The sequence below is a fragment of the Clostridium carboxidivorans P7 genome, assembly GCF_001038625.1.
Lineage (GTDB): Bacteria > Bacillota > Clostridia > Clostridiales > Clostridiaceae > Clostridium_AM > Clostridium_AM carboxidivorans.
Window position 1 is genome coordinate 2075187 of record NZ_CP011803.1, and the last position, 19548, is coordinate 2094734.

The following is a 19548-nucleotide window of genomic DNA, read 5'->3' on the forward strand; positions in this document are numbered from 1 at the left end:
GTAAATATAGATATAAAAGATTTTAAGGAGGATTTGAATTATGAATGCAACTTTAATGGCTCCAAGCACTCAATATCAGGCTTGTATTGATGCTTGCAATAAATGTGCACAATTATGTCAAGAATGTTTTAGAATGTGTCTATTAGAAGCAGATGTAAAGGCAAGAGAGCACTGCATAATGGATTTAGTTGATTGTGCAGAAATTTGTTCAACTGCTGCCTGTGCAATGTCTAGAAGAAGTTTTCATGTAAATGAACTTTGCAGTTCATGTGCAACAATTTGTGATGAATGTGCTTCACAATGTAGTAAATTCCCTCAAGAACATTGCAAAATGTGTGCAGATGCATGCCGTCAATGTGCTAATGAATGCAGAAAGATGGATAACATGGTGTAAAATTCAATAATCTCAAGTAATGATGTGAATTATAAATAGAAGGTGAATTTTAGCTTAAAATGCTATTTTCACCTTTTATTGTACTTTAATTTTATTTTCTTTTAATATTGTAAAACATATCTAAAATACATTTGAATCAATAGTATTTTTTCCTTCCCCATAGTGATTTAATCTTGTTACAGCTGGACCTTCTATAATATCACCTTCAAAGGTGAATCTTGAACCATGACAAGGACAATCCCATGATTTTTCTGCACTATTCCACCTTAATTCACATCCTAAATGTGTACATGTTATATCAACTAAATGTAATTTGCCATTTTTATCTCTATATACACCATATCTTTCTCCATGAACATCTATCACCTTTCCCTCATCATTTTCTAAATCAGCGTTATACTGTCCAATCTCAAGTTTTCCCTTTATTAATTCCTTTGCAACATCAAAATTTTCTTTAACTAAATTTTTAATTCCTTCAGTTATAATTTTACGTGAAGGATTATACACATCTTCATAAGGACTTTCATTTTTAACAATAAGATCCCTTATTATATTTGCAGCGGCTGTTCCATTTGTCATCCCCCACTCACCATAACCTGTAGCAACATAAATGTTTTTTGATGAGGAAGTTAAATTACCTACATAAGGAATACCGTCTATGGTTATGTAATCCTGGGTTGACCATACATACATAAACTTTTCAATATTAAAGGTGTTTTCAGCATAATTTTTTAAATTCATATAGCATTCTGCCATATCATTGCCATGAGCAGTTTTGTGATCTTGACCTCCTATAATTATCATCTCACCATCTCTGTATTTTTGTGAACGGAAATACCATCCTGCTTCTCCTGCATCTACAAAAGTACCTTTTGGTAATTTATCCTTTATTTTTGCAGTTATTACATATGACCTTTGTGGACGCAGTTTTGCAAAGTATAAGCCTAGACCATCATAAAAAGGAAAATGAGAAGCCAAAACCACCTTTTGAGCTTTTATCTTAATACCTGTATCTGTTATCAAAGTATACACTTCATCATGTTCTATATCTACAATTCTTGTATGTTCATATATTTCGCTTCCACTGCCTGGAATATTTTCTGCAATTTTAAGAAGATATTTTCTAGGATGAAATTGTCCTTGGTTTTCAAAACATAATGCACCCTTTACTTGAAATGGCAAATCTAAATTTTCAACATACTTTGCATTTATTCCTAAGCTTTTAGCTGCTTCAGCTTCTTTTTTTATAGTATCAACATAATTCTCATCTGTGGTATAAATATATGCTGGCAGCCTATAAAAATCACAGTCAATATTATATTTGTTTACCATGTTCTCTATAAAATCTATAGCACCTTCATTGGCTTCTGCATATTGCCTAGCTTTTTCATTTCCCATACTGTTTATTAAATCATTGTATATTATATCGTGTTGTGAAGTAACATAAGCAGTAGTATGACCTGTAGTTCCTTGAGCTATCCTATCTGCTTCAAATAACCCAACTTTAAAACCCTCCTCTTTTAAAAGAATAGCAGTAGTAATGCCTGTAATACCTCCTCCTATAATTGCAATATCAGTTTCAATATCTTTCTTTAAAATAGGATACTTTGTTTCATAAGTTGAATCAAGCCAATAAGATTTTGATATTAAACCACTATTATTAATACATTTATTTTTATCCATAACTTCACTTCCTTATTATTTCTTTAAACAAATACATGTTTTTATTTTGTGTTTCCCTAAGTAAAAATATTTATATTATTAACATTACTTATACTCCATTATTTCAAACTACATTATGTATTTTATAACCATACATCTACCATAACAACAAATATTAACATTTTTAAGGTTGACTTTTCCAAATATTTATTATATTATGAAATAAATTTACGAACGGTCGTAAGGAGGAACTTAAATGACTATTAAAGAAATAAAGAAAGCTGCTCTACTAAACTTTACAGAAAAAGGCTATGATGGTGCTTCACTTTCTGACATTGCTGAAGAAGTTGGAATAAAAAAGCAATCAATTTATTCTCATTTTAAAAGTAAGGATGAATTATTTATTACAGTTATGAAAGAAGTTATTGATGAAGAAACTAAATTTTTACATCAGTTTTTTTCTCATTATCATTCTGACTTAAAAAGCTATTTGGAAGATTTTATATTAAAATTTAAAGAACGATATGTGAACAATGAGGAATGTAATATGAAATTTGTACTACGTATGGCTTATATGCCGCCAGTTCATTTAAGAGAAGAAGTTGTTTATAATTTCAAGCTATACTTTTCAGAACTTGAAAATTTACTAAATGAATTATTTTTAAGTGAAAAAGCTTTTTCGAAAAAAGCTGAAAGAGCTACTCTTTCTTTTTTGACTATTTTGGATGGACTATTGGTAGCATTGATGTATGGAGGAATTGAAAGATTTAATCAAAAATTTAAAGTTTCATGGGAAATATACTGGAATGGATTATTAAATGATTAAATTCTTAAAATCTTCATTTAGAAAGGATTGGTGGGATGGTACATGAATGAAAATAAAATTTCCGAAAAATACACTTACATTATTTTAATATTTACCCTTATTTCAATCACTAGCTGTATTATATTAAACGCATCCTTATTTTATGGTTTTGTTGCTAGCATAATTGTTTCCATATGCTTGTGTGTAAAAAGCGGTTTTTCAATAATTGAACTTTTAAACATGATAAAAAAAGGACTTTATGAATGTAAATCTCTTTTTATTTTAATGCTGCTAATTGGAGCTATGGTTTCCATATGGATGTCTTCTGGAGTTGTACCAACTATGCTGTACTATGGACTTAAATATATGCAGGGTACAAATTTTTTACTTTCTGCTTTTATACTTACGTCAATAGTATCAATATTTATGGGTACAGCATTTGGAACCATAAGCAGTATAGGAATTGCATTATTAGCACTATCAAAAATATTTGGTATACCCAATTATATTCTTTTAGGAGCCATAGTTTCCGGAGCTTTTATAGCAGATAAGAGTTCTCCCTTATCAAATCTTTTTAACCTTACCATTGAAACTGTAAAAATAAATTATAAGGAAGCCATAATATCTATACTAAAGACACTAATTCCAACTTATTTTATATCTGCATCAATATATTATTTTATAGGGAAAAAATACAGTATAGTTGCTGCAAATTCTAATATAGATACCTTTATGTATGCTATTGATAAAAACTTTGTTGTTTCACCTTTAATATTGCTTCTACCCTTAAGTATTATAATCATGTCATTTTTAGGAATTAAAATGTTAAAATCAGTATTTTTAGCATTAATTGCTGGAATAGTTGTTTCTATTGTTTTTCAAAAGGCAGGCTTTAATCATATTATTACAGCTATATTAAGTGGTTACAGTATAAATACCAATTCTGTTCAGTTAAATACAGTATTAGTTAGCGGCGGTATGGTGTCTATGATACCTGTATTGCTTATAATAGCAGGTGCAGTGAGTTTAAGCAGCATATTTCAAGAAACTGGGCTTATAATTCCTATAATTAAGAAAATAACTTTTAAAATTAAATCAAGTGAAGAACTTATTTTAAAAACAGGATTAATAAGTGGTGCCTTAACAGCCATAAGTGATCAAAGTGTTGGCATAATACTTCCCGGAAAACTTTTAAGTGATAAATATAAAGAGTTAGGAATTAAAAATTCTACTTTAGCTAGAACTATGGCTGACACCGGTGCAATTATTGCGCCCCTTATTCCATGGAATGTAAATTCATTATTTATATTTATAACAACGGGAGTTCCTACTACAGCCTATGCTCCTTATGCAATATTATGTTATCTTTCACCTTTAATTACATTTATTTTTGGTTATTGTGTTTTTAAATTCTGCCATTCATATTAATAACCTTATATAATCTATTTATACATTACCCAAAATTACTTTACTCAAGTGTTTTTTAGCAACCTTTTCCGCTTCCATCATAAAGTTTACATCTGTAGGCGAATTTTCAAGTTTATATCTTGGAAAATATCTTGAAAGATGTAGGGGAATATCATGATTTACAGAGTTTATAAACTTTGCAATTTCCTCTACTTCGTCTAAATTATCATTTTCACCACTTACCAGTAATGTGGTAATCTCCACGTGGCAGTGTTTTGCAGCTATTTCAATGTTTTTTAACACAGGCTTTAAACTCCCTCCACAAAGATCTTTATAGTATTTAGTATTAAAGCTTTTTAAATCAATATTCATAGCATCTACATATGGAAGAAGCTTTTTTAAAGGTTCTTCACTAATATATCCATTAGTAACAAGTACTACTGCAGAAGCAGGGTCTGTTTCTTTTAGAAGTTTAGCACAATCGTATACATATTCATACCAAATACTTGGCTCATTATAAGTAAATGCCAATCCTATATTGTTTTTCATAGTTAGTGAAGTTTCTACTAAATTTTCTTTAGGTACAAACCTACTTTCAGCTTTAAATTGTGAAATGTTGTAATTTTGACAAAAACCACAAGTGAAATTACATCCAAAACTTCCTACTGAAAAAATTTCAGTGTTAGGTCTAAAATAATGAAGAGGCTTTTTTTCTATGGGATCCAAAGATGCTGAAGTTATTTCTCCATAATTTATAGTAAAAAGCTCCCCATTTTCATGAGTTCTAACATTGCATTTCCCAAAATGTCCATTTTCAATAACACAATTGTGCGGACACAAAAAACAGTGAATTTTATCTTTAATTTTTTCATAAAACATAGCATGTGTCTTCATAAATTTCACCTCAAATTTTTATGTATTATATACTTAATTTTGTAAATATTAACGCTACAATTTTCTTATAACTACTAACAAAAATAAGTTTTTGTTACATACTATAATCATATATAATTCTCACCTAACTTCCAATTTATGAATAAATTTCCTTAATAACAACGTTAAACCTAATATGCTATAATATAATTAATATGACTCAAAAGGGGTGAAATTATGTTTCTAAAAAATGGTGCTAAAAAATTCTCAATATTTAAAGTACATCTTTTTCTAATTTCATTACTAATATTACTTTCCACTAGTACTGTTTTTGCCCAAAGCAATTACACTATTTTTACTTCCAAGGATAATGTAAATACAGATAAAACTTGGAATATTAAATTTTCAAAAAATATTGATAAGAATACTGTAACTAGTGAAAATGTAAAAATTGTTGATGAGACTGGTAATCCTATAAAATTAGACTTAAATTCTAATGAAAATATTGTTTTCTTAAAACCTTCAACTAAATATACTCCAGGTAAGACTTATACTATGTATATAAACAACATAAAAGCTTTAGATGGAGCTTCTCTTGAAAATCCTGGAACTATGAAATTTACCACTAAAAGTGGTGTACAAGCTATCGATCCTTCCAGTTATTCTTTACTGGATACACATACCTATAAAATTACTGATACCTTAACTTTTACTAGTGATAATGATACAAAATTAGATGTAACCTATAATATCGGAAGTCCAAGTGATTCTCCTTACCAGAAAGAAGTGGACTTAAAAGTAGCTGGTGATAATGCAGAAATTACTTCCTCAAATTCTGTAAATAAAAAACTTACAGCTTCTACTTATTTAAAAGCTGGAGAAAAGTCACAATATCAAGTTACTAGAACTATACAGGTCAGCGGAATAAAATATATAAAAGATCTATCTAAAACCTCTGGAGATTATAGCAACTTTAGTGATTATACTAAATATACATCAGCTTCTGATAAGATAGAAAGTAATAATTCAGCTATTATAGACAAATCAAAAGAATTATTTGCTGGAATAGATAATCCTTATTATAAGGCAAAAAAAGCCTATGAATTTGTAAATAGCTATATGAATTACGATCAAAATAATAAAAACAAAGGAGCTTTAAATGCTTTACAAACATCTAAAGGAGTATGTGAAGATTATTCTGAATTATTTGCTGCACTTTTAAGAGCTTCAGGCGTTCCTGCTAGAATTGTTACTGGATATTGGATTGATGGAGAAAACTTCAATAGTAATATAGCAAGTGGAAATAACTATAGGCATGCTTGGGCAGAGTATTACTTGCCAGAATTCGGATGGATAATTGCAGAACCAACTAATCTATATTATTATGATGGAAATAGAACTATAGATTATGGTTATTTTTCAAACTTAAGCGGTCCAACTCATTTTATTTCTGGTTATGACACAGCTGGTGAAGATAAAGATAATACTATATATTCCCGATATTTTCAAGGAAGTAATGTAAGCAGCAGCATACAAACACAAATTGAAAAATTAAATTAATAAGCATAATGCGACGTAAGTTGCAGTAGATGTTTGGATTTTAGCTTTTATTCCATGATATATGATAAGGGTTAAAATTCAAACTAGCAAGTCAAAATGTACGCACATAATTACATTGTCATAAGTAGTTTTAGTAAGTCAAAATTATATTTATAATCATAACTTATAATGCTTAAAAATTAAGGCGTAGCCTACTGCTAGGCTAATATATTTCATTTAAAAACAAGCTGCGCTTTTTATTGAGAGTCATACAATAATGTATTATGTGTACAAGCAATGTACTAAGAAGTAACTTTCAACTGTACGCAGACTGATATATGCTGTGAAGGAAGATGCGAACGAATTTTAGAAGTTCTTTGCTTGAGATATTGAAAAATGGCGTAATTTTTGCCAGGACGGCAAAAGCTCCGAAAGCGACAGGACGTCGCATTTGAGGAGGTAGCCATTTTTCAATATCTCAAGCATTAGAACTTCTTAATGAAGTGAGTTTTCCTTCACAGCATATATCAATCGGAGTACAGTTGAAAGTTACTTCGTTTAAATTCGGTTGTATCCCTTAATTTTTAAACTGCGAAAGTTAAGTTAGATATCTAAAAACATTTCAAAATTATGCATATTCATAATTTTGAAATCATATAATAAACATGGCAACCACCGTGGTAACAATCAAACCTATAATAACCGGTTTTAAATTCTTCTTAGCTAACTCAAAAGGATCCACTCCACATATAGCTGCTACAGGTATTACAGCCCATGGTATTATGGTTCCTCCACCAACCCATATAGCTGCTATTTGTCCTAATGCAGTAAGAGTTGCTACTCCTCCGCCTAAAGCTGTAGAAAATAGCTTTGCTACAGAACCTGCCAGAGATATTCCTGAAAATCCTGATCCATCCAAACCTGTGATTGCACCAACTATAGTAAGAGTTGTAGATGCAATTGCAGAATTAAGAGGTACTAAATTAGCTAAGCATACACCCAAATCATTAACTATACCATTAGAATGAGCTGGTAATATCTTTCCAAATATTTCAGTAAAAGCTGAATCTCCTAAATAGAAAAATGCAGCTATAGGTATAACTATACCAAATATTTTAAAACCAAACTGTAATCCTTTAACAAGATTATTCGTTATTTTTTCCAAAGCCTGATTTCTATAAGTTACTATAGATAGCAAACTCATTATAAATATAGCTGTTCCACCTATAAGTGCAGTAGCATCTCCTCCTTGTAGTTTAGCAGTATACATAACAAATATGTCTACAATAAATAAAGCCAAAGTTATTAATGCTAAAATTCTCTTAAAATTTTTTGAAAGAGCAACTAAATTAGGTTTTTCTTTGTCACTTTCCTCTTCCATAGTATATTCTGTGGATATTTTTCCTAATTTGATGTCCTTCCTAAGTAAATAAAATGCTGTTATAGTGGTTACTAATCCCATAGTAATTACTAAAGGAATACTTGCGCTAACCACACTAGATACTGGAATGCCTGCTGCATCTGCCGTAAGTTTAGGTGCTGCTTGAATTATATAATCCCCTGACAAAGCTATTCCATGACCAAACAAATTCATTGATATTGCCACCCCTATAGCTGGAAGCCCTACCTTTTTTGCTATAGGTAAAAATAACGCTCCAATTAAAGCTACTGCTGGAGATGGCCAGAAAAACCAAGAAAGTATCATCATAACTATACCAATAACCCAATATGCAATCCAGTAATTTTTTATTATTCCTTTAAAAGGAGATACTATTTCTTCATTTATGCCAGATTCTATTAAGACATTACTCATAGCAACAATAACAGATATAATAAATATAGTTGGCATAAGTTCTTTAGTAGCATAAACAAAGCTGTTAAACACTCCCATAGTAGAATGATACAAGGAACCTGTGCCTATTAATCCAAGTAAAAATATACCAATTATACAGATTAGTGAAATATCTCTTTTCTTGGCCATAGCTGCAATAATTATAAAGATAAAGATTAAATAGATATAGTGAAGGGGCGTTAATACTACACTCATTTTTTCCCTCTTTTAAAATTACTTCACTAATAGATTATGCAAAGCTTATATAAAGTGATATTGTATATTATAGCAATATAATATTTAATTATTTTTTAAAACATAATCTGTATCTATATTTATATTTCTTTATGTCTAATCACTCTAAATTTTTCTATTGTATACTCTTCATCAGATGCTATACCAGCCTTTTGCAAAGCAATTGATAACTGTTCTTCTACAGTGTCTACACCTTCTAAATCTGGAAGCAGCAAGCCTGTTTTTCCCTTACTCCTTACAATTACACCATATTCCTTTGGATCTAATTCTTCCTTGGAAGATGCTTCAGGTTCTGTTAAGACATCCACTGAAAAGATAATATCCAAAAGTTCTTCTTCCTGTACCTCATAAAATCTAGGATCATTAATTCCAGCTTCAATGGCATTTCGTATAATTTCTTCTGCAACACTTTCAGTTGTAGGAAATATAGTTCCAATGCAGCCTCTTAATTCTCCTTGCTTTTTTAAGGATACAAATACTCCTCTTTTATTATTTTTCATTTCTTCTGTTACATAACCTGGAAGCTTTTTCATTTGCTTTCCTACACTTAAATAACTTGTAAGACTTTCCCTAGCTAGTTTTACATAAGCATCACTATCCTTCTGCCTTTTTTCCAAGTAAACTCTTCGAAGCTCCTCTAACTCTCCTAACTTAGGTGAATCTTCAGAAATAATATTGAACCTCATTACACCATAACCTACCCCAAAAGTACCTTCATAACTTAAAAGGTCTCCATTAAATTTTTTACCTTCTAATGTACCAAGTAAAATTACAGTGGAAGGTCTTCCGCACTCTCCAGCATTACATATGGTTTCTCTATCCATATTAAAAACACCCTTCACATCTCCTTGTTCTAAATGATTAAGAAACTCTTTATCAAATTTTTCACCAAAAGGGTTATAACCATAAGGTCCATCTTCCTTTAATCTATGTGACAAATCCCCACTTGCTATGACAACAGCATTTTCGCCTAATTCCTCTACTGCTTTGCTAATGTTAATACCAAATTTATACAAATCAATATCACCTAATCCTGTATAAGTAATATGTACAAGTTTATAATTGTTATAGTATTTATTAATAAAGTACAAAGGAACCATAGCTCCATGATCTAGAAAAACACAAGTATTATACTTATTTAGAAGAGAATCTGTAGCCATTGCAACAGCTATATCTTCTTTATATGATAATTCATAAATTTTACTAGTAAGCGCTTTATTAATTGGAAATTTCATAGAAACACCAGAAACTCCAAAGTTTTTTAAATCTCCAGAAACTTCATCTTCATGACTGAGTGCAATGGCATCCTGGAACATGGTGCCATGAGGAGTTATTATTACAATAGTATCAGGAGATTTTTCAGCAATTTCCTTTCCTATGGTATGCAAACTACTACTAGTACTAGTAATCTTTTTTTCTTCTCCCTTTCCTACCTCTGGAATCACAATTGGTGGATGTGGCATTAAATAAAAACCTTGTAAGCTCATAAAAATCACCTCTATTAATATTTTAATTTTTTTAAATAACCTTATCTAAAGTTTTTCTCATATTTTAAGAATTTACCTGGCAAAGTATTATCTTCATAATTTATTGTACATTTCGATGAAGTTCTAATATAGTTTATGTTTCAGCTGTTATTTTAACCAAAAAATAAAATTTACCCTATGGCAAAAAAACAAAAATACTAATTCCAATCACAATATAAGTGCTTTTGCTTAATGTGGTTTAAATTTCAAAATAAGAGTAAAATTAAAATAAAAAAACAGTTGTAAGATATAAATAATGTTAAAATAAACAGCAACTATTTACGGAGGTATATCATGAGTATTAAAAATGCAAAAGTATCTATTATTGGAGCAGGTGCTATTGGTGGACAAACCGCCTGTAATCTTATGCAGTGTAATGTTGCATCTGAAATTGTTATTATAAATAGAAATAAAACTAAAGCTGAGGGTAAGTCCATAGATATTTCTCATGGTGCTGCATTGTTTGGAAATACAAGAGTAAGAAGTGGCAGCTATGAAGATATAAAAGATTCTCACATTGTTGCCATTACTGTAGGGCAAGTTGCAGGGAAAAATGGCTCAAGACTAGATGTACTTAAGGATAATATTGAAATATACAAATCAATTATCTGCAACATAATAAAATATAATAAGGACTGTATTATTGTACTTGTCACCAATCCAGTAGATATTATGGCTTATACAGCTTTTAAGCTTTCTTCTTTTCCTTCAAATCACATTGTTGGTACAGGCACTCTTCTTGATACCTCAAGATTAAAATATTTCATTGGAGATTACTACAACATAAATTCCAGCGAAATTGAAACATGTGTAATTGGAGAACATGGTGATTCACAAGTAACATTGTGGAGCCATACAAAGATAAATAATGTTCCAATTAAAGACTATATTAACAAAAATTGCAATAAGGATTTCGATGAAAAAGTTAAAAGCTTCTTAGAAAATAAAACTAAAAGAGCAGGTTGGGATATAAGAGCTTGTGACGAACACAGCTGTTTTGGAATATCCATGTGTATTTCCAAAATAATTGAAGCAATTATTTTAGATAAAAAAATAGTGCTGCCTGTTTCAACTTTCTTTAAAGGTGAATACGACATAAGTGACATTTTCATGGGAACACCTGCAGTTTTAGGCAAAAATGGTGTAGAAGAAATTGTAAAGCTCCCTATTTCTTCATCAGAAATTGAGCTTTTACATAGTTCAGCCTTGAACATAAAAAATTATATTAGTAGTATAAAAAATCTTATATAAAACATAGGATTCATTTGGTCAATAAATAACCTACATATAAAAGATTGCTGACAAACATATATTTTATCAGCAATCTTTTATATGTATTAGGTGTAAATATGTTTAACATTTTTACCACACACAAACACTATTCATTGCCTTAAATTAAAGTATTTCCTTTTAAATTCGATACAATAAATAGGAATATTTAGTTTAAAAATGTTAAATAATCCAATTTACTACACAGAAAAAAGTAATCAAATATTATATTAACATTATTGCTAAAAAGTTAATTAAACACATTTAAAGAAAGGTGGAATTTTTATGACATCAGTATCATCTACTAATTATAATTATAATTTAAATAATAACATTGAAACAAAAAATACTGATCCTACAGCTGCTTCAAAATCAACTACTGAATTAACATCTAGTAATAAAAATAGTTCTGTAGATGACTATATTAAAGAACTTTCCAGCAAATTTCCTAATTTAAAATTTCAAGCAGGATTAGGAGGTCTTGCACCAGGTAAACTTATGCCTCCTGATGTTAAGGGTTTGGGAAATATTAGAATAGACCCTACTTACTTAAAAAAGGTAGCATCCGACCCTAAAGCTGCAGAAGATTTAGAAGCAAAACTTCAATGGGAACCTGCTGCAGAAGCCTGGCTAAAAAGTATGTATGCTCTGCAGGGCAAGAGAGTAGTAGCTACTGTTACTGGTATTGATAAAAACGGTGATTTTTTTGGTGGAGCAATTACCGAACCTATTAATCCAAAGTCAAATTCGGATTCCGACTCAAAATCCAAAAAGGAACCTGGCAAGCTCTCACCTATAGATCTTAATGAAATATTACAAGAAAAATATAAAAAATTAGAAGAACAAAAAGAAGCAGAAGCTAAAAGATTGGAATTAATGTCTGAAACAAATACTAATGCTGCAAACTTACAGAAAAAAGTTGCTAAAAATTATAATAGAAATCTATTTAATAATTTTAATGCAAATTTGATTAATTCAAATAGATAATCTAAGCTATAAAATTTTACATAAAATCAAAATCTGTTTTTTATTTAAATCAGATTTTGATTTTTTTAATTTATCATATTTATTAATGTATAAAAATCACACTTTTCTATTTCCATTTTTATCAAATAACCTTCTTAAGTGAATTTCTGTTAATGGTATGGAACATAAAAGCCCTATTATCGATATAGTTGTTGAAATTTTAAATGCTTTATCAAAATTACCTATATATATTACATCACTTAATACTGCCACTATTAAAGATGAAGCACCAATGTATACAAGCAAAATTGCTGTGAAACGATTTCCCTCATCCCATATAGCCTTATTTTTCATAGAAAATGGCGTTCTATATCCGTACCAGCTATTTATATGCTCTGGGGGAAACAATTTAAGTATAACTCCAACAGTCATGAGAACTATTCCAATTAAATATTCGGAATGTAACATAATAAATGCCTCCTTTTAGCATACTATATATTTCCTATTTATATGCTGTTTTTTCCACATAACTCATTAATAAAAGTTGTACCTAATATTAAAATACCACCAAACAGCTGTATTATTGTCATTCTCTCTCCTAAGAACACACTGGACATAATTATTGCTGATATAGGATCAATATAACTAAATACTGCTATAGTTTGTCCTTTAAGTTTTAATATAGCAGAAAAATATAAAAGGTAAGCTATTCCTGTATGCACAATTCCTACTACCAAAATTAACAAAATAGCTTTAAAGTTCAATTGTATAATTGATATTTTTTCGGTAACAAATACATAAGGTAATAAAACCACTGCAGCTACACCTAGTTGAACCATGCCACTTTCCATACCTGATAAGTTTTTTATAAACTTATTTGTTATAATTACACTTGCATAAAGAATTGCTGCAGTAGTGCCATATAAAATACCCAAAAATTGATTTTTTTCTGCTGCACTACTTCCAATTCCCACTATTAAAAACATACCTATCATGGCACCTATAATACACATAACCTTTGTTGCATTTAATTTCTCTTTCAATATAAATGGTGACAGAAATATCACAAGTACAGGTGCAAAGTAATAACATAAAGTAGCTTTTGCTATTGTAGTATACTTATACGCTTGAAATAGAAAAATCCAGTTAAAACCTATAGCAGCTCCAGATACCATTAATGGCAGCAAATTAGCTTTAATAGCCTTAAATGATGCATTTCGGTGCATTACATAACTTATTATAAATAGAAATGTGCTTCCTATTATTCCTCTAACCAATGCAATTATACTAGAAGGCATATCTATATTTCTAACAAATAATCCAATACTACCAAATATAAGCATTGAGGCTACAAGTTTTATCTTTGCATTTTTCATTGATTCAAGATTCTCTGCATTTGCTTTGTCTAAATTCATATAAACGACCTCCAATTAGTAAAAAATAACACTTACTTGATTAAATGACATATGTTTTGAGAAATAATAAGCTTCTTCTAAATATACTAAATTTCCTTTTTCTTCAATATAATATCACTAAAAGAATTTCCAAATGCCAAACCTAATGCAATAGAAAGATTTCTAAATAAATTTATGCTTGAAGATCTAAAAATATAATCAAATGCATAGTTTAAAGTTCCAAACACAATAAATGAAATAAAAAACTTATACAATCTTTTCTCTACATAAGACCATTTAAATTTTCTCAAACTAAAAATTGTAACAATAGGAACATATACAATTAAAAACAAAGTTAAAAATACATATGCTATTCCAAAATGGAGAGCCATTTTCCCATCTATGTGATTATAAACCATCCACAGTAAAATTATAGTTCCAATTGCAAATAAAATATAAAGTGATTTAGTTAACATTGGTAATATACTCTTTTTCAAGCTATCCCTCGTTTCTATACTATTTTCTTTATTATAACTGATTTTATATTCAAATTCATTAAAAGCTTTGCAATATTTTTAAATACTGATAACTCAACTTTAAAGTGTTATTAAATTAAGCTGTACCTTTCTTATTTTTCATACATGACAATATTATAATGGTAGTTATAATACATATTGTTCCTATCCACTGCCATATACCTAACGGAACATGTAACCATATTACAGATAAGAAAGCTGCAGATAAAGGTTCCACAGAAGATAGTACACTTGTTTCTGTTGGTTTTATATATTTTAAACTTTCCAAATAACAATAGAAGGCAATAACAGTTCCAAATAGTACTACAAATATAACTGCAATTATTGAATTAATACACCATATACCTGTAAAATTCCAAGGTGCATGAATAAAACTAAAGGCAATTCCTCCAACTAGCATCCCCCATCCAACTACAAGAGTAGAGCCCCATTTAGCAAGAAGTTTATGAGGCTGCAGTGTATAAAAAGCTGCTGCAAAAGCAGAACTAATTCCCCAAAATAATGCTAACTTAGAAATTGATATGCTATGGATATTACCTTTTGTGATTATAAAAAATGTACCTAACATTGCTAAAGCAATAGCTAAAACTTCCTGCAGACTTGGAATCTTTTTAGTACGAATAGATAAATAACAAGTGATTATTACTGGCGACAAATATTGAAGTATTGTAGCTGTAGCTGCATTTCCATAGTTAATAGCAGCAAAATATGTATATTGTACTCCTAACATTCCTATAATGCTAAAAAGTATAAGGCTAAGTACATTGTATTTAGTACTCCAAATCTTCCATATATCTTGTCCTTCTTTTATTAAAGCATACAATAATAATATTATACCTGATAGTAATAAACGAATTACAGTAAGCCATTCTGCAGTAAAGCCTTTTTGTTGAAATAAATATTGAGCAGCAGTACCTGATACTCCCCATAACATAGCACCTATAATTACAAGTATTATTCCTTTTACCCTTAATTGAAATTGCATTTGTTATCACCCTTACTCTTTTATATTAACTTCTTTTGTTTAAAGATTTTATCAAAGATGCTATGACTCTATTTTAAGCAATTCCATGAATATACATTGTCATACAAAATCACATTTTACTCACTTTATAGTTCATAACATTTACTATAATAGTTTATATGAAAATGCCATAAAATTCAAAGTTAAATTAGTATAATTACTATAAAAAAAGCTATTTTACCATATAAATGAATTTCTATAGTAAAACAGCTTCTTTATATTTTTAAATTTAATTTTGGTATATAAATACTATGCTTGTTCTATTGAAACTACTTCATAACCTGCATCTTCAATAGCAAATTTAATATCAGAATCTTTAATTTCACTACTAGCTTCAACTACAGCTGTTTTAGAATCTAAATCTACAGATACATTAGTTGCACCATTAATTTCCTCTAACGCTGTTTTTACATGATTAACACAATGTCCACAACTCATTCCTTCAACAATTATCTTCTTTTTCATAAATTATTCCACCTTTCATTTTATAAGTTTATATAGATAATCTATATTATATTGATGGCTTAAAGCCTTTCAATCTTAAAGCATTGCTTAAAACTGATACAGAACTCAAGCTCATGGCAAGGGCTGCTATCATTGGATTTAAAAGTGGTCCTCCAAATATGTGCAGTACTCCCATGGCTACTGGAATTCCCAAAGTATTATAACCAAATGCCCAGAATAGATTTTCTTTTATATTTTTGATGGTTTTTTTGCTTAAATCTATGGCTGTAACTACATCCATTAAATCACTTCTCATTAAAACTATATCTGCAGATTCCATAGCTACATCTGTACCAGACCCTATGGCTATACCTATATCAGCTTGTGCTAAAGCTGGTGCATCATTTATGCCATCTCCAACCATAGCAACTTTTTTCTTTTCATTTTGAAGTTTTTTAACTTCATTAGCCTTATCTTGTGGTAAAACTTCTGCAAGTATTCTATCTATTCCAACCTGTTTAGCTATAGCTTCAGCAGTTTTCTTGTTATCTCCAGTTATCATTGCCACTTCAATTCCCATAGAATGAAGTTTATCTATAGCTCTTTTGCTGTGTTCTTTAACTGTATCTGCTACAGCAATTACACCAATTGCCTTATTTTCAACAGCAACATACATAGGAGTTTTGCCTTCATTTGCTAGAGCTTGAGATTTTTCCTCTAATTTTTCTAAGGAGATATTACTTTCAACCATAAGTTTTCTATTGCCAAGCAATATTTTACTGTTTTCTATGGTAACTTCTATTCCATGACCTGGTATAGCCTTAAATAAATCTAATTTTTTTAACTCAATTTTCCTATTTTCAGCTTCTTTAACTATTGCTTCTCCTAAAGGATGTTCTGATGATTTTTCTCCTGAAGCTGCTAATTGCAGTAAATAGTTTTCATCTATATCTGGAATTGTAACTATATCTGTAACCTTAGGATTACCTTCAGTTATAGTTCCTGTTTTGTCAAATACTATAGTTTGAATTTTATGTGCTGTTTCAAGTGCAGTACCACTTTTTATAAGCACTCCATATTCAGCACCCTTTCCAGTACCAACCATAATAGCTGTAGGTGTAGCTAATCCTAAAGCGCAAGGACAAGCAATTACTAATACTGATATAAATATAGTAAGTGAAAATACTCCACTTTCACCATATATATACCATCCTAAAGCACCAATTATAGCTAAGCTCATTACTACAGGCACAAAATATCCTGATATAACATCTGCTAACTTTGCAATAGGAGCCTTTGATCCTTGAGCTTCCTCTACCAATCGAATGATTTGTGCTAGTGCTGTATCTTTGCCAACTCTCGTAGCTTTATACCTAATGGAGCCATTTTTATTTATACTTGCTCCAATAACCTTATCTCCAGCATTTTTTTCTACAGGTATACTTTCGCCTGTAAGCATAGATTCATCTACTGAAGTGATTCCTTCTGTAACCTCTCCATCTACAGGTATCTTTTCACCAGGCTTTACTACAATTATATATCCAACCTCAACTTCTTCTATGGAAATTTCTATTTCTTTATCTTCTTTAACTATAGTCGCAGTCTTTGGCGCAAGCCCCATAAGCTTTTTTATAGCTTCTGAAGTTTTTCCCTTAGCAACGGACTCCAGATATTTACCTAGCGTAATAAGAGTAAGTATTGTACCTGCTGATTCAAAATATAAATGATAGTTTGTGTTTCCTATAAAAATTTCATATACTGCAAAGACACTATAGATAAAAGCAGCTGATGAACCTATTGCTATAAGTGAATCCATATTAGGACTTCTTCTAAATAATGATTTAAAGCCAACAGTAAAATACTTTTTACCAACAATTATTATAGGTAATACTAAAAGTAACTGTATTATAGAAAAAATTTCAGGATGCTCCATTGGATCTATAGCCTGTGGAAGCATAAATCCCATCTTCTCACCAATCATTGGTACCATAGCTATTATAAGCAGTGGAATTCCAAACACGGCAGATATTACGAATCTGTTCCACAAGGCCTTTATTTCTCTTTCCTTTTTTTCCTTATCTGTATCAATAGAAACTTCTTCTTCCAAAGCTTTATATCCTGCCTTCTCTATTGCTTTTTTTATATCTGAAAGCTTTACTTTTGAAGGCTCAAAGCTTACATTTAATTTTTCTGTGGCAAGATTTACATTTGCCAAAGTAACACCATCCAATTTTTTTGAAGCTCTTTCTACTGCCTTTGCACAAGCTGCACAAGTCATTCCTTCTATTTTTAAAGTTCTATTAACTGCTTCTGCTGCAACCTTATATCCAGCTTTCTCTACTGCTTTTTTTATATCGAAAGCAGTAACTTTTGAAGCATCAAAGCTTAAGCTCAACTTTTCTGTTGCCAAATTTACATTTGCTTCATATACACCATCTAATTTTTTTGAAGCTCTTTCCACTGCCTTTGCACAAGCTGCACAGGTCATTCCTTCTATTTTTAAAGTTTTAACTACAGCTTCTGATACCGCCTTATATCCAGCTTTCTCTATTGCTGCTTGTATATCCTTAACATTAATCTTTGCTTCATCAAATTTCACATTCAATTTTTCTGTTGCTAAATTCACACTAGCATCTTCTACACCCTGCAGTTTTTTTGAAGCTCTTTCTACCGCTTTTGCACAAGCTGCACAGGTCATTCCTTCTATTTTTAAGGTTCTGCTTGCCATTTTTTCTTCCCCCTTTTGTTTAAATATGAATAATATACTAATCTTTTAGTAGTTTGGCTAGTAATTCTATTATTTCATCTACTTTTTCATCACCCTTATTATTTATAAAAGCATCTTTTACACAATGATTAAGATGTTGCCTTAAAATAAGTAAATTGGCCTTTTTCAATAATGATTGAGCAGCAACCATTTGATTAGATATATCAATACAATATCTTCCTTCTTCAATCATTTTAATTATTCCTTCTATTTGTCCTTTGGACGTTTTTAAGGCTTGTATTGCTTTCTTTTTTTCTTCATTCATATTACGTGCCTCCCCACCCCCCTAGGGGGTGTAATTAAATTATATATCATTCTTAAATTTAATTCAATATCAATTTAAGAATAATTTTTTATTTTAACTTACAATGCTATAAAAATATTTCAAAAAACTAATAAGTATGTTACTATTGTACTATTAATACACGCTTCGCACTTATTTAATATCTACAGAGATAATTATCTTGTAAAAAGTACAAATTAAAACATTTCTTATAACCTATTCCTACTTCAGAACAAACTTATTTTATAAGTTTACATTTCGTAACCATTGTTACAGAATTTATGGTTATTATATAATATAATACTTATATTACATAATAATATTTAATTTACATTTAAATAAGTTTAATAACATTTAGGAAAGAGGATGATTAAAATTATGAAATTCGGCAAACTAAACCTTAATGGTATAAATAAAAAAAATAGTAAAAGTTTAATAAAAAGAATAGCAACAGGCTCAAAAGTAGAAAAAGAAACTAAAAGAGATAGCTATGGCCATTGCGGTAATTATTCCACTAGAGTTTGCTTATTTTGTGGTAAATGTTGGTACAATGATCATACATAAATTAGTGAA

The 19548-nt window shown here is 29.9% G+C and carries 18 protein-coding genes; 7 read left to right on the forward strand and 11 right to left on the reverse strand.

Annotation, left to right across the window (positions count from 1 at the left end; genetic code table 11):
- Nucleotides 1–40 precede the first annotated feature (40 nt).
- Complete coding sequence (locus Ccar_RS08895; RefSeq protein ID WP_007062421.1) at nt 41–394, forward strand: four-helix bundle copper-binding protein; 354 nt, start codon at nt 41–43, stop codon at nt 392–394.
- 120 nt (nt 395–514) lie between these two features.
- Here the strand turns inward: Ccar_RS08895 and Ccar_RS08900 are convergent, their stop codons facing one another.
- Nucleotides 515–2077 carry an FAD-dependent oxidoreductase gene (locus Ccar_RS08900; protein WP_007062420.1) on the reverse strand — a complete coding sequence of 521 codons (1563 nt, stop codon included), beginning with the start codon at nt 2075–2077 and terminating at the stop codon, nt 515–517.
- A gap of 235 nt (nt 2078–2312) precedes the next feature.
- Here Ccar_RS08900 and Ccar_RS08905 point away from each other — a divergent pair, with 235 nt between their 5' ends.
- Together Ccar_RS08905 and Ccar_RS08910 are read left to right on the forward strand one after the other, a co-directional pair.
- Nucleotides 2313–2882 carry a TetR/AcrR family transcriptional regulator gene (locus Ccar_RS08905; protein WP_007062419.1) on the forward strand — a complete coding sequence of 190 codons (570 nt, stop codon included), beginning with the start codon at nt 2313–2315 and terminating at the stop codon, nt 2880–2882.
- A 42-nt stretch (nt 2883–2924) separates the two neighbouring features.
- Nucleotides 2925–4289, forward strand: coding sequence for a Na+/H+ antiporter NhaC family protein (locus tag Ccar_RS08910; RefSeq protein WP_007062418.1), 1365 nt, complete (start codon nt 2925–2927; stop codon nt 4287–4289).
- Nucleotides 4290–4307: 18 nt separating this feature from the next.
- Here Ccar_RS08910 and amrS read toward each other — a convergent pair whose 3' ends face one another.
- A complete protein-coding gene (gene amrS, locus Ccar_RS08915; protein ID WP_007062417.1) occupies nt 4308–5162 on the reverse strand; it encodes an AmmeMemoRadiSam system radical SAM enzyme in 855 nt (284 codons plus the stop codon).
- 216 nt (nt 5163–5378) lie between these two features.
- Here amrS and Ccar_RS08920 point away from each other — a divergent pair, with 216 nt between their 5' ends.
- Nucleotides 5379–6701, forward strand: a complete 1323-nt coding sequence (locus Ccar_RS08920; RefSeq protein WP_007062416.1) for a transglutaminase domain-containing protein — start codon at nt 5379–5381, stop codon at nt 6699–6701.
- 631 nt (nt 6702–7332) lie between these two features.
- Here the strand turns inward: Ccar_RS08920 and Ccar_RS08925 are convergent.
- Both Ccar_RS08925 and amrA read right to left on the reverse strand, forming a co-directional pair.
- On the reverse strand, nt 7333–8727 hold the full coding sequence (locus tag Ccar_RS08925) for a hypothetical protein (RefSeq protein WP_007063313.1): 1395 nt from the start codon (nt 8725–8727) through the stop codon (nt 7333–7335).
- Nucleotides 8728–8846: 119 nt separating this feature from the next.
- Nucleotides 8847–10253: an AmmeMemoRadiSam system protein A gene (gene amrA, locus Ccar_RS08930; protein WP_007064650.1), complete on the reverse strand. Its 1407-nt coding sequence runs from the start codon at nt 10251–10253 to the stop codon at nt 8847–8849.
- 333 nt (nt 10254–10586) lie between these two features.
- On the opposite strand from amrA, the gene Ccar_RS08935 reads away from it, so the two are divergent.
- Both Ccar_RS08935 and Ccar_RS08940 read left to right on the forward strand, forming a co-directional pair.
- Nucleotides 10587–11543, forward strand: a complete 957-nt coding sequence (locus Ccar_RS08935) for an L-lactate dehydrogenase (protein ID WP_007063310.1) — start codon at nt 10587–10589, stop codon at nt 11541–11543.
- A gap of 303 nt (nt 11544–11846) precedes the next feature.
- The gene (locus Ccar_RS08940) at nt 11847–12548 is read left to right on the forward strand and encodes a DUF6033 family protein (RefSeq protein WP_007063309.1); all 702 of its coding nucleotides are present in this window, start codon (nt 11847–11849) and stop codon (nt 12546–12548) included.
- A gap of 96 nt (nt 12549–12644) precedes the next feature.
- Here the strand turns inward: Ccar_RS08940 and Ccar_RS08945 are convergent, their stop codons facing one another.
- The 7 genes from Ccar_RS08945 to Ccar_RS08975 all read right to left on the reverse strand — a co-directional run bounded on the left by Ccar_RS08945 (nt 12645) and on the right by Ccar_RS08975 (nt 18957).
- The gene (locus Ccar_RS08945; RefSeq protein WP_007063308.1) at nt 12645–12995 is read right to left on the reverse strand and encodes an SdpI family protein; all 351 of its coding nucleotides are present in this window, start codon (nt 12993–12995) and stop codon (nt 12645–12647) included.
- A gap of 38 nt (nt 12996–13033) precedes the next feature.
- Entirely contained in the window at nt 13034–13942 is a 909-nt protein-coding gene (locus Ccar_RS08950) for a DMT family transporter (RefSeq protein WP_007063307.1), read from the reverse strand.
- 86 nt (nt 13943–14028) lie between these two features.
- Nucleotides 14029–14418, reverse strand: a complete 390-nt coding sequence (locus Ccar_RS08955; protein ID WP_007063306.1) for a hypothetical protein — start codon at nt 14416–14418, stop codon at nt 14029–14031.
- A 115-nt stretch (nt 14419–14533) separates the two neighbouring features.
- Nucleotides 14534–15442 (reverse strand): DMT family transporter, encoded by a 909-nt coding sequence (locus tag Ccar_RS08960; RefSeq protein WP_007063305.1) that lies wholly within the window; start codon nt 15440–15442, stop codon nt 14534–14536.
- A gap of 288 nt (nt 15443–15730) precedes the next feature.
- Nucleotides 15731–15946, reverse strand: a complete 216-nt coding sequence (locus tag Ccar_RS08965) for a heavy-metal-associated domain-containing protein (RefSeq protein WP_007063304.1) — start codon at nt 15944–15946, stop codon at nt 15731–15733.
- A gap of 46 nt (nt 15947–15992) precedes the next feature.
- Nucleotides 15993–18653, reverse strand: a complete 2661-nt coding sequence (locus Ccar_RS08970; protein WP_007063303.1) for a heavy metal translocating P-type ATPase — start codon at nt 18651–18653, stop codon at nt 15993–15995.
- Between the two features lie 37 nt (nt 18654–18690).
- A complete protein-coding gene (locus Ccar_RS08975) occupies nt 18691–18957 on the reverse strand; it encodes a metal-sensing transcriptional repressor (protein ID WP_007063302.1) in 267 nt (88 codons plus the stop codon).
- A 396-nt stretch (nt 18958–19353) separates the two neighbouring features.
- Here Ccar_RS08975 and Ccar_RS08980 point away from each other — a divergent pair, with 396 nt between their 5' ends.
- Nucleotides 19354–19539, forward strand: a complete 186-nt coding sequence (locus Ccar_RS08980; RefSeq protein ID WP_007063301.1) for a hypothetical protein — start codon at nt 19354–19356, stop codon at nt 19537–19539.
- Nucleotides 19540–19548 lie beyond the last annotated feature (9 nt).

Excerpts from the sequence above, each read along its gene's own strand:
- Ccar_RS08895 (WP_007062421.1), top strand. The coding sequence starts at position 41 with ATGAATGCAACTTTAATGGCTCCAAGCACTCAATATCAGGCTTGTATT.
- Ccar_RS08900 (WP_007062420.1), bottom strand. The coding sequence starts at position 2,077 with ATGGATAAAAATAAATGTATTAATAATAGTGGTTTAATATCAAAATCT.
- Ccar_RS08905 (WP_007062419.1), top strand. The coding sequence starts at position 2,313 with ATGACTATTAAAGAAATAAAGAAAGCTGCTCTACTAAACTTTACAGAA.
- Ccar_RS08910 (WP_007062418.1), top strand. The coding sequence starts at position 2,925 with ATGAATGAAAATAAAATTTCCGAAAAATACACTTACATTATTTTAATA.
- amrS (WP_007062417.1), bottom strand. The coding sequence starts at position 5,162 with ATGAAGACACATGCTATGTTTTATGAAAAAATTAAAGATAAAATTCAC.
- Ccar_RS08920 (WP_007062416.1), top strand. The coding sequence starts at position 5,379 with ATGTTTCTAAAAAATGGTGCTAAAAAATTCTCAATATTTAAAGTACAT.
- Ccar_RS08925 (WP_007063313.1), bottom strand. The coding sequence starts at position 8,727 with ATGAGTGTAGTATTAACGCCCCTTCACTATATCTATTTAATCTTTATC.
- amrA (WP_007064650.1), bottom strand. The coding sequence starts at position 10,253 with ATGAGCTTACAAGGTTTTTATTTAATGCCACATCCACCAATTGTGATT.
- Ccar_RS08935 (WP_007063310.1), top strand. The coding sequence starts at position 10,587 with ATGAGTATTAAAAATGCAAAAGTATCTATTATTGGAGCAGGTGCTATT.
- Ccar_RS08940 (WP_007063309.1), top strand. The coding sequence starts at position 11,847 with ATGACATCAGTATCATCTACTAATTATAATTATAATTTAAATAATAAC.
- Ccar_RS08945 (WP_007063308.1), bottom strand. The coding sequence starts at position 12,995 with ATGTTACATTCCGAATATTTAATTGGAATAGTTCTCATGACTGTTGGA.
- Ccar_RS08950 (WP_007063307.1), bottom strand. The coding sequence starts at position 13,942 with ATGAATTTAGACAAAGCAAATGCAGAGAATCTTGAATCAATGAAAAAT.
- Ccar_RS08960 (WP_007063305.1), bottom strand. The coding sequence starts at position 15,442 with ATGCAATTTCAATTAAGGGTAAAAGGAATAATACTTGTAATTATAGGT.
- Ccar_RS08965 (WP_007063304.1), bottom strand. The coding sequence starts at position 15,946 with ATGAAAAAGAAGATAATTGTTGAAGGAATGAGTTGTGGACATTGTGTT.
- Ccar_RS08970 (WP_007063303.1), bottom strand. The coding sequence starts at position 18,653 with ATGGCAAGCAGAACCTTAAAAATAGAAGGAATGACCTGTGCAGCTTGT.
- Ccar_RS08975 (WP_007063302.1), bottom strand. The coding sequence starts at position 18,957 with ATGAATGAAGAAAAAAAGAAAGCAATACAAGCCTTAAAAACGTCCAAA.
- Ccar_RS08980 (WP_007063301.1), top strand. The coding sequence starts at position 19,354 with ATGAAATTCGGCAAACTAAACCTTAATGGTATAAATAAAAAAAATAGT.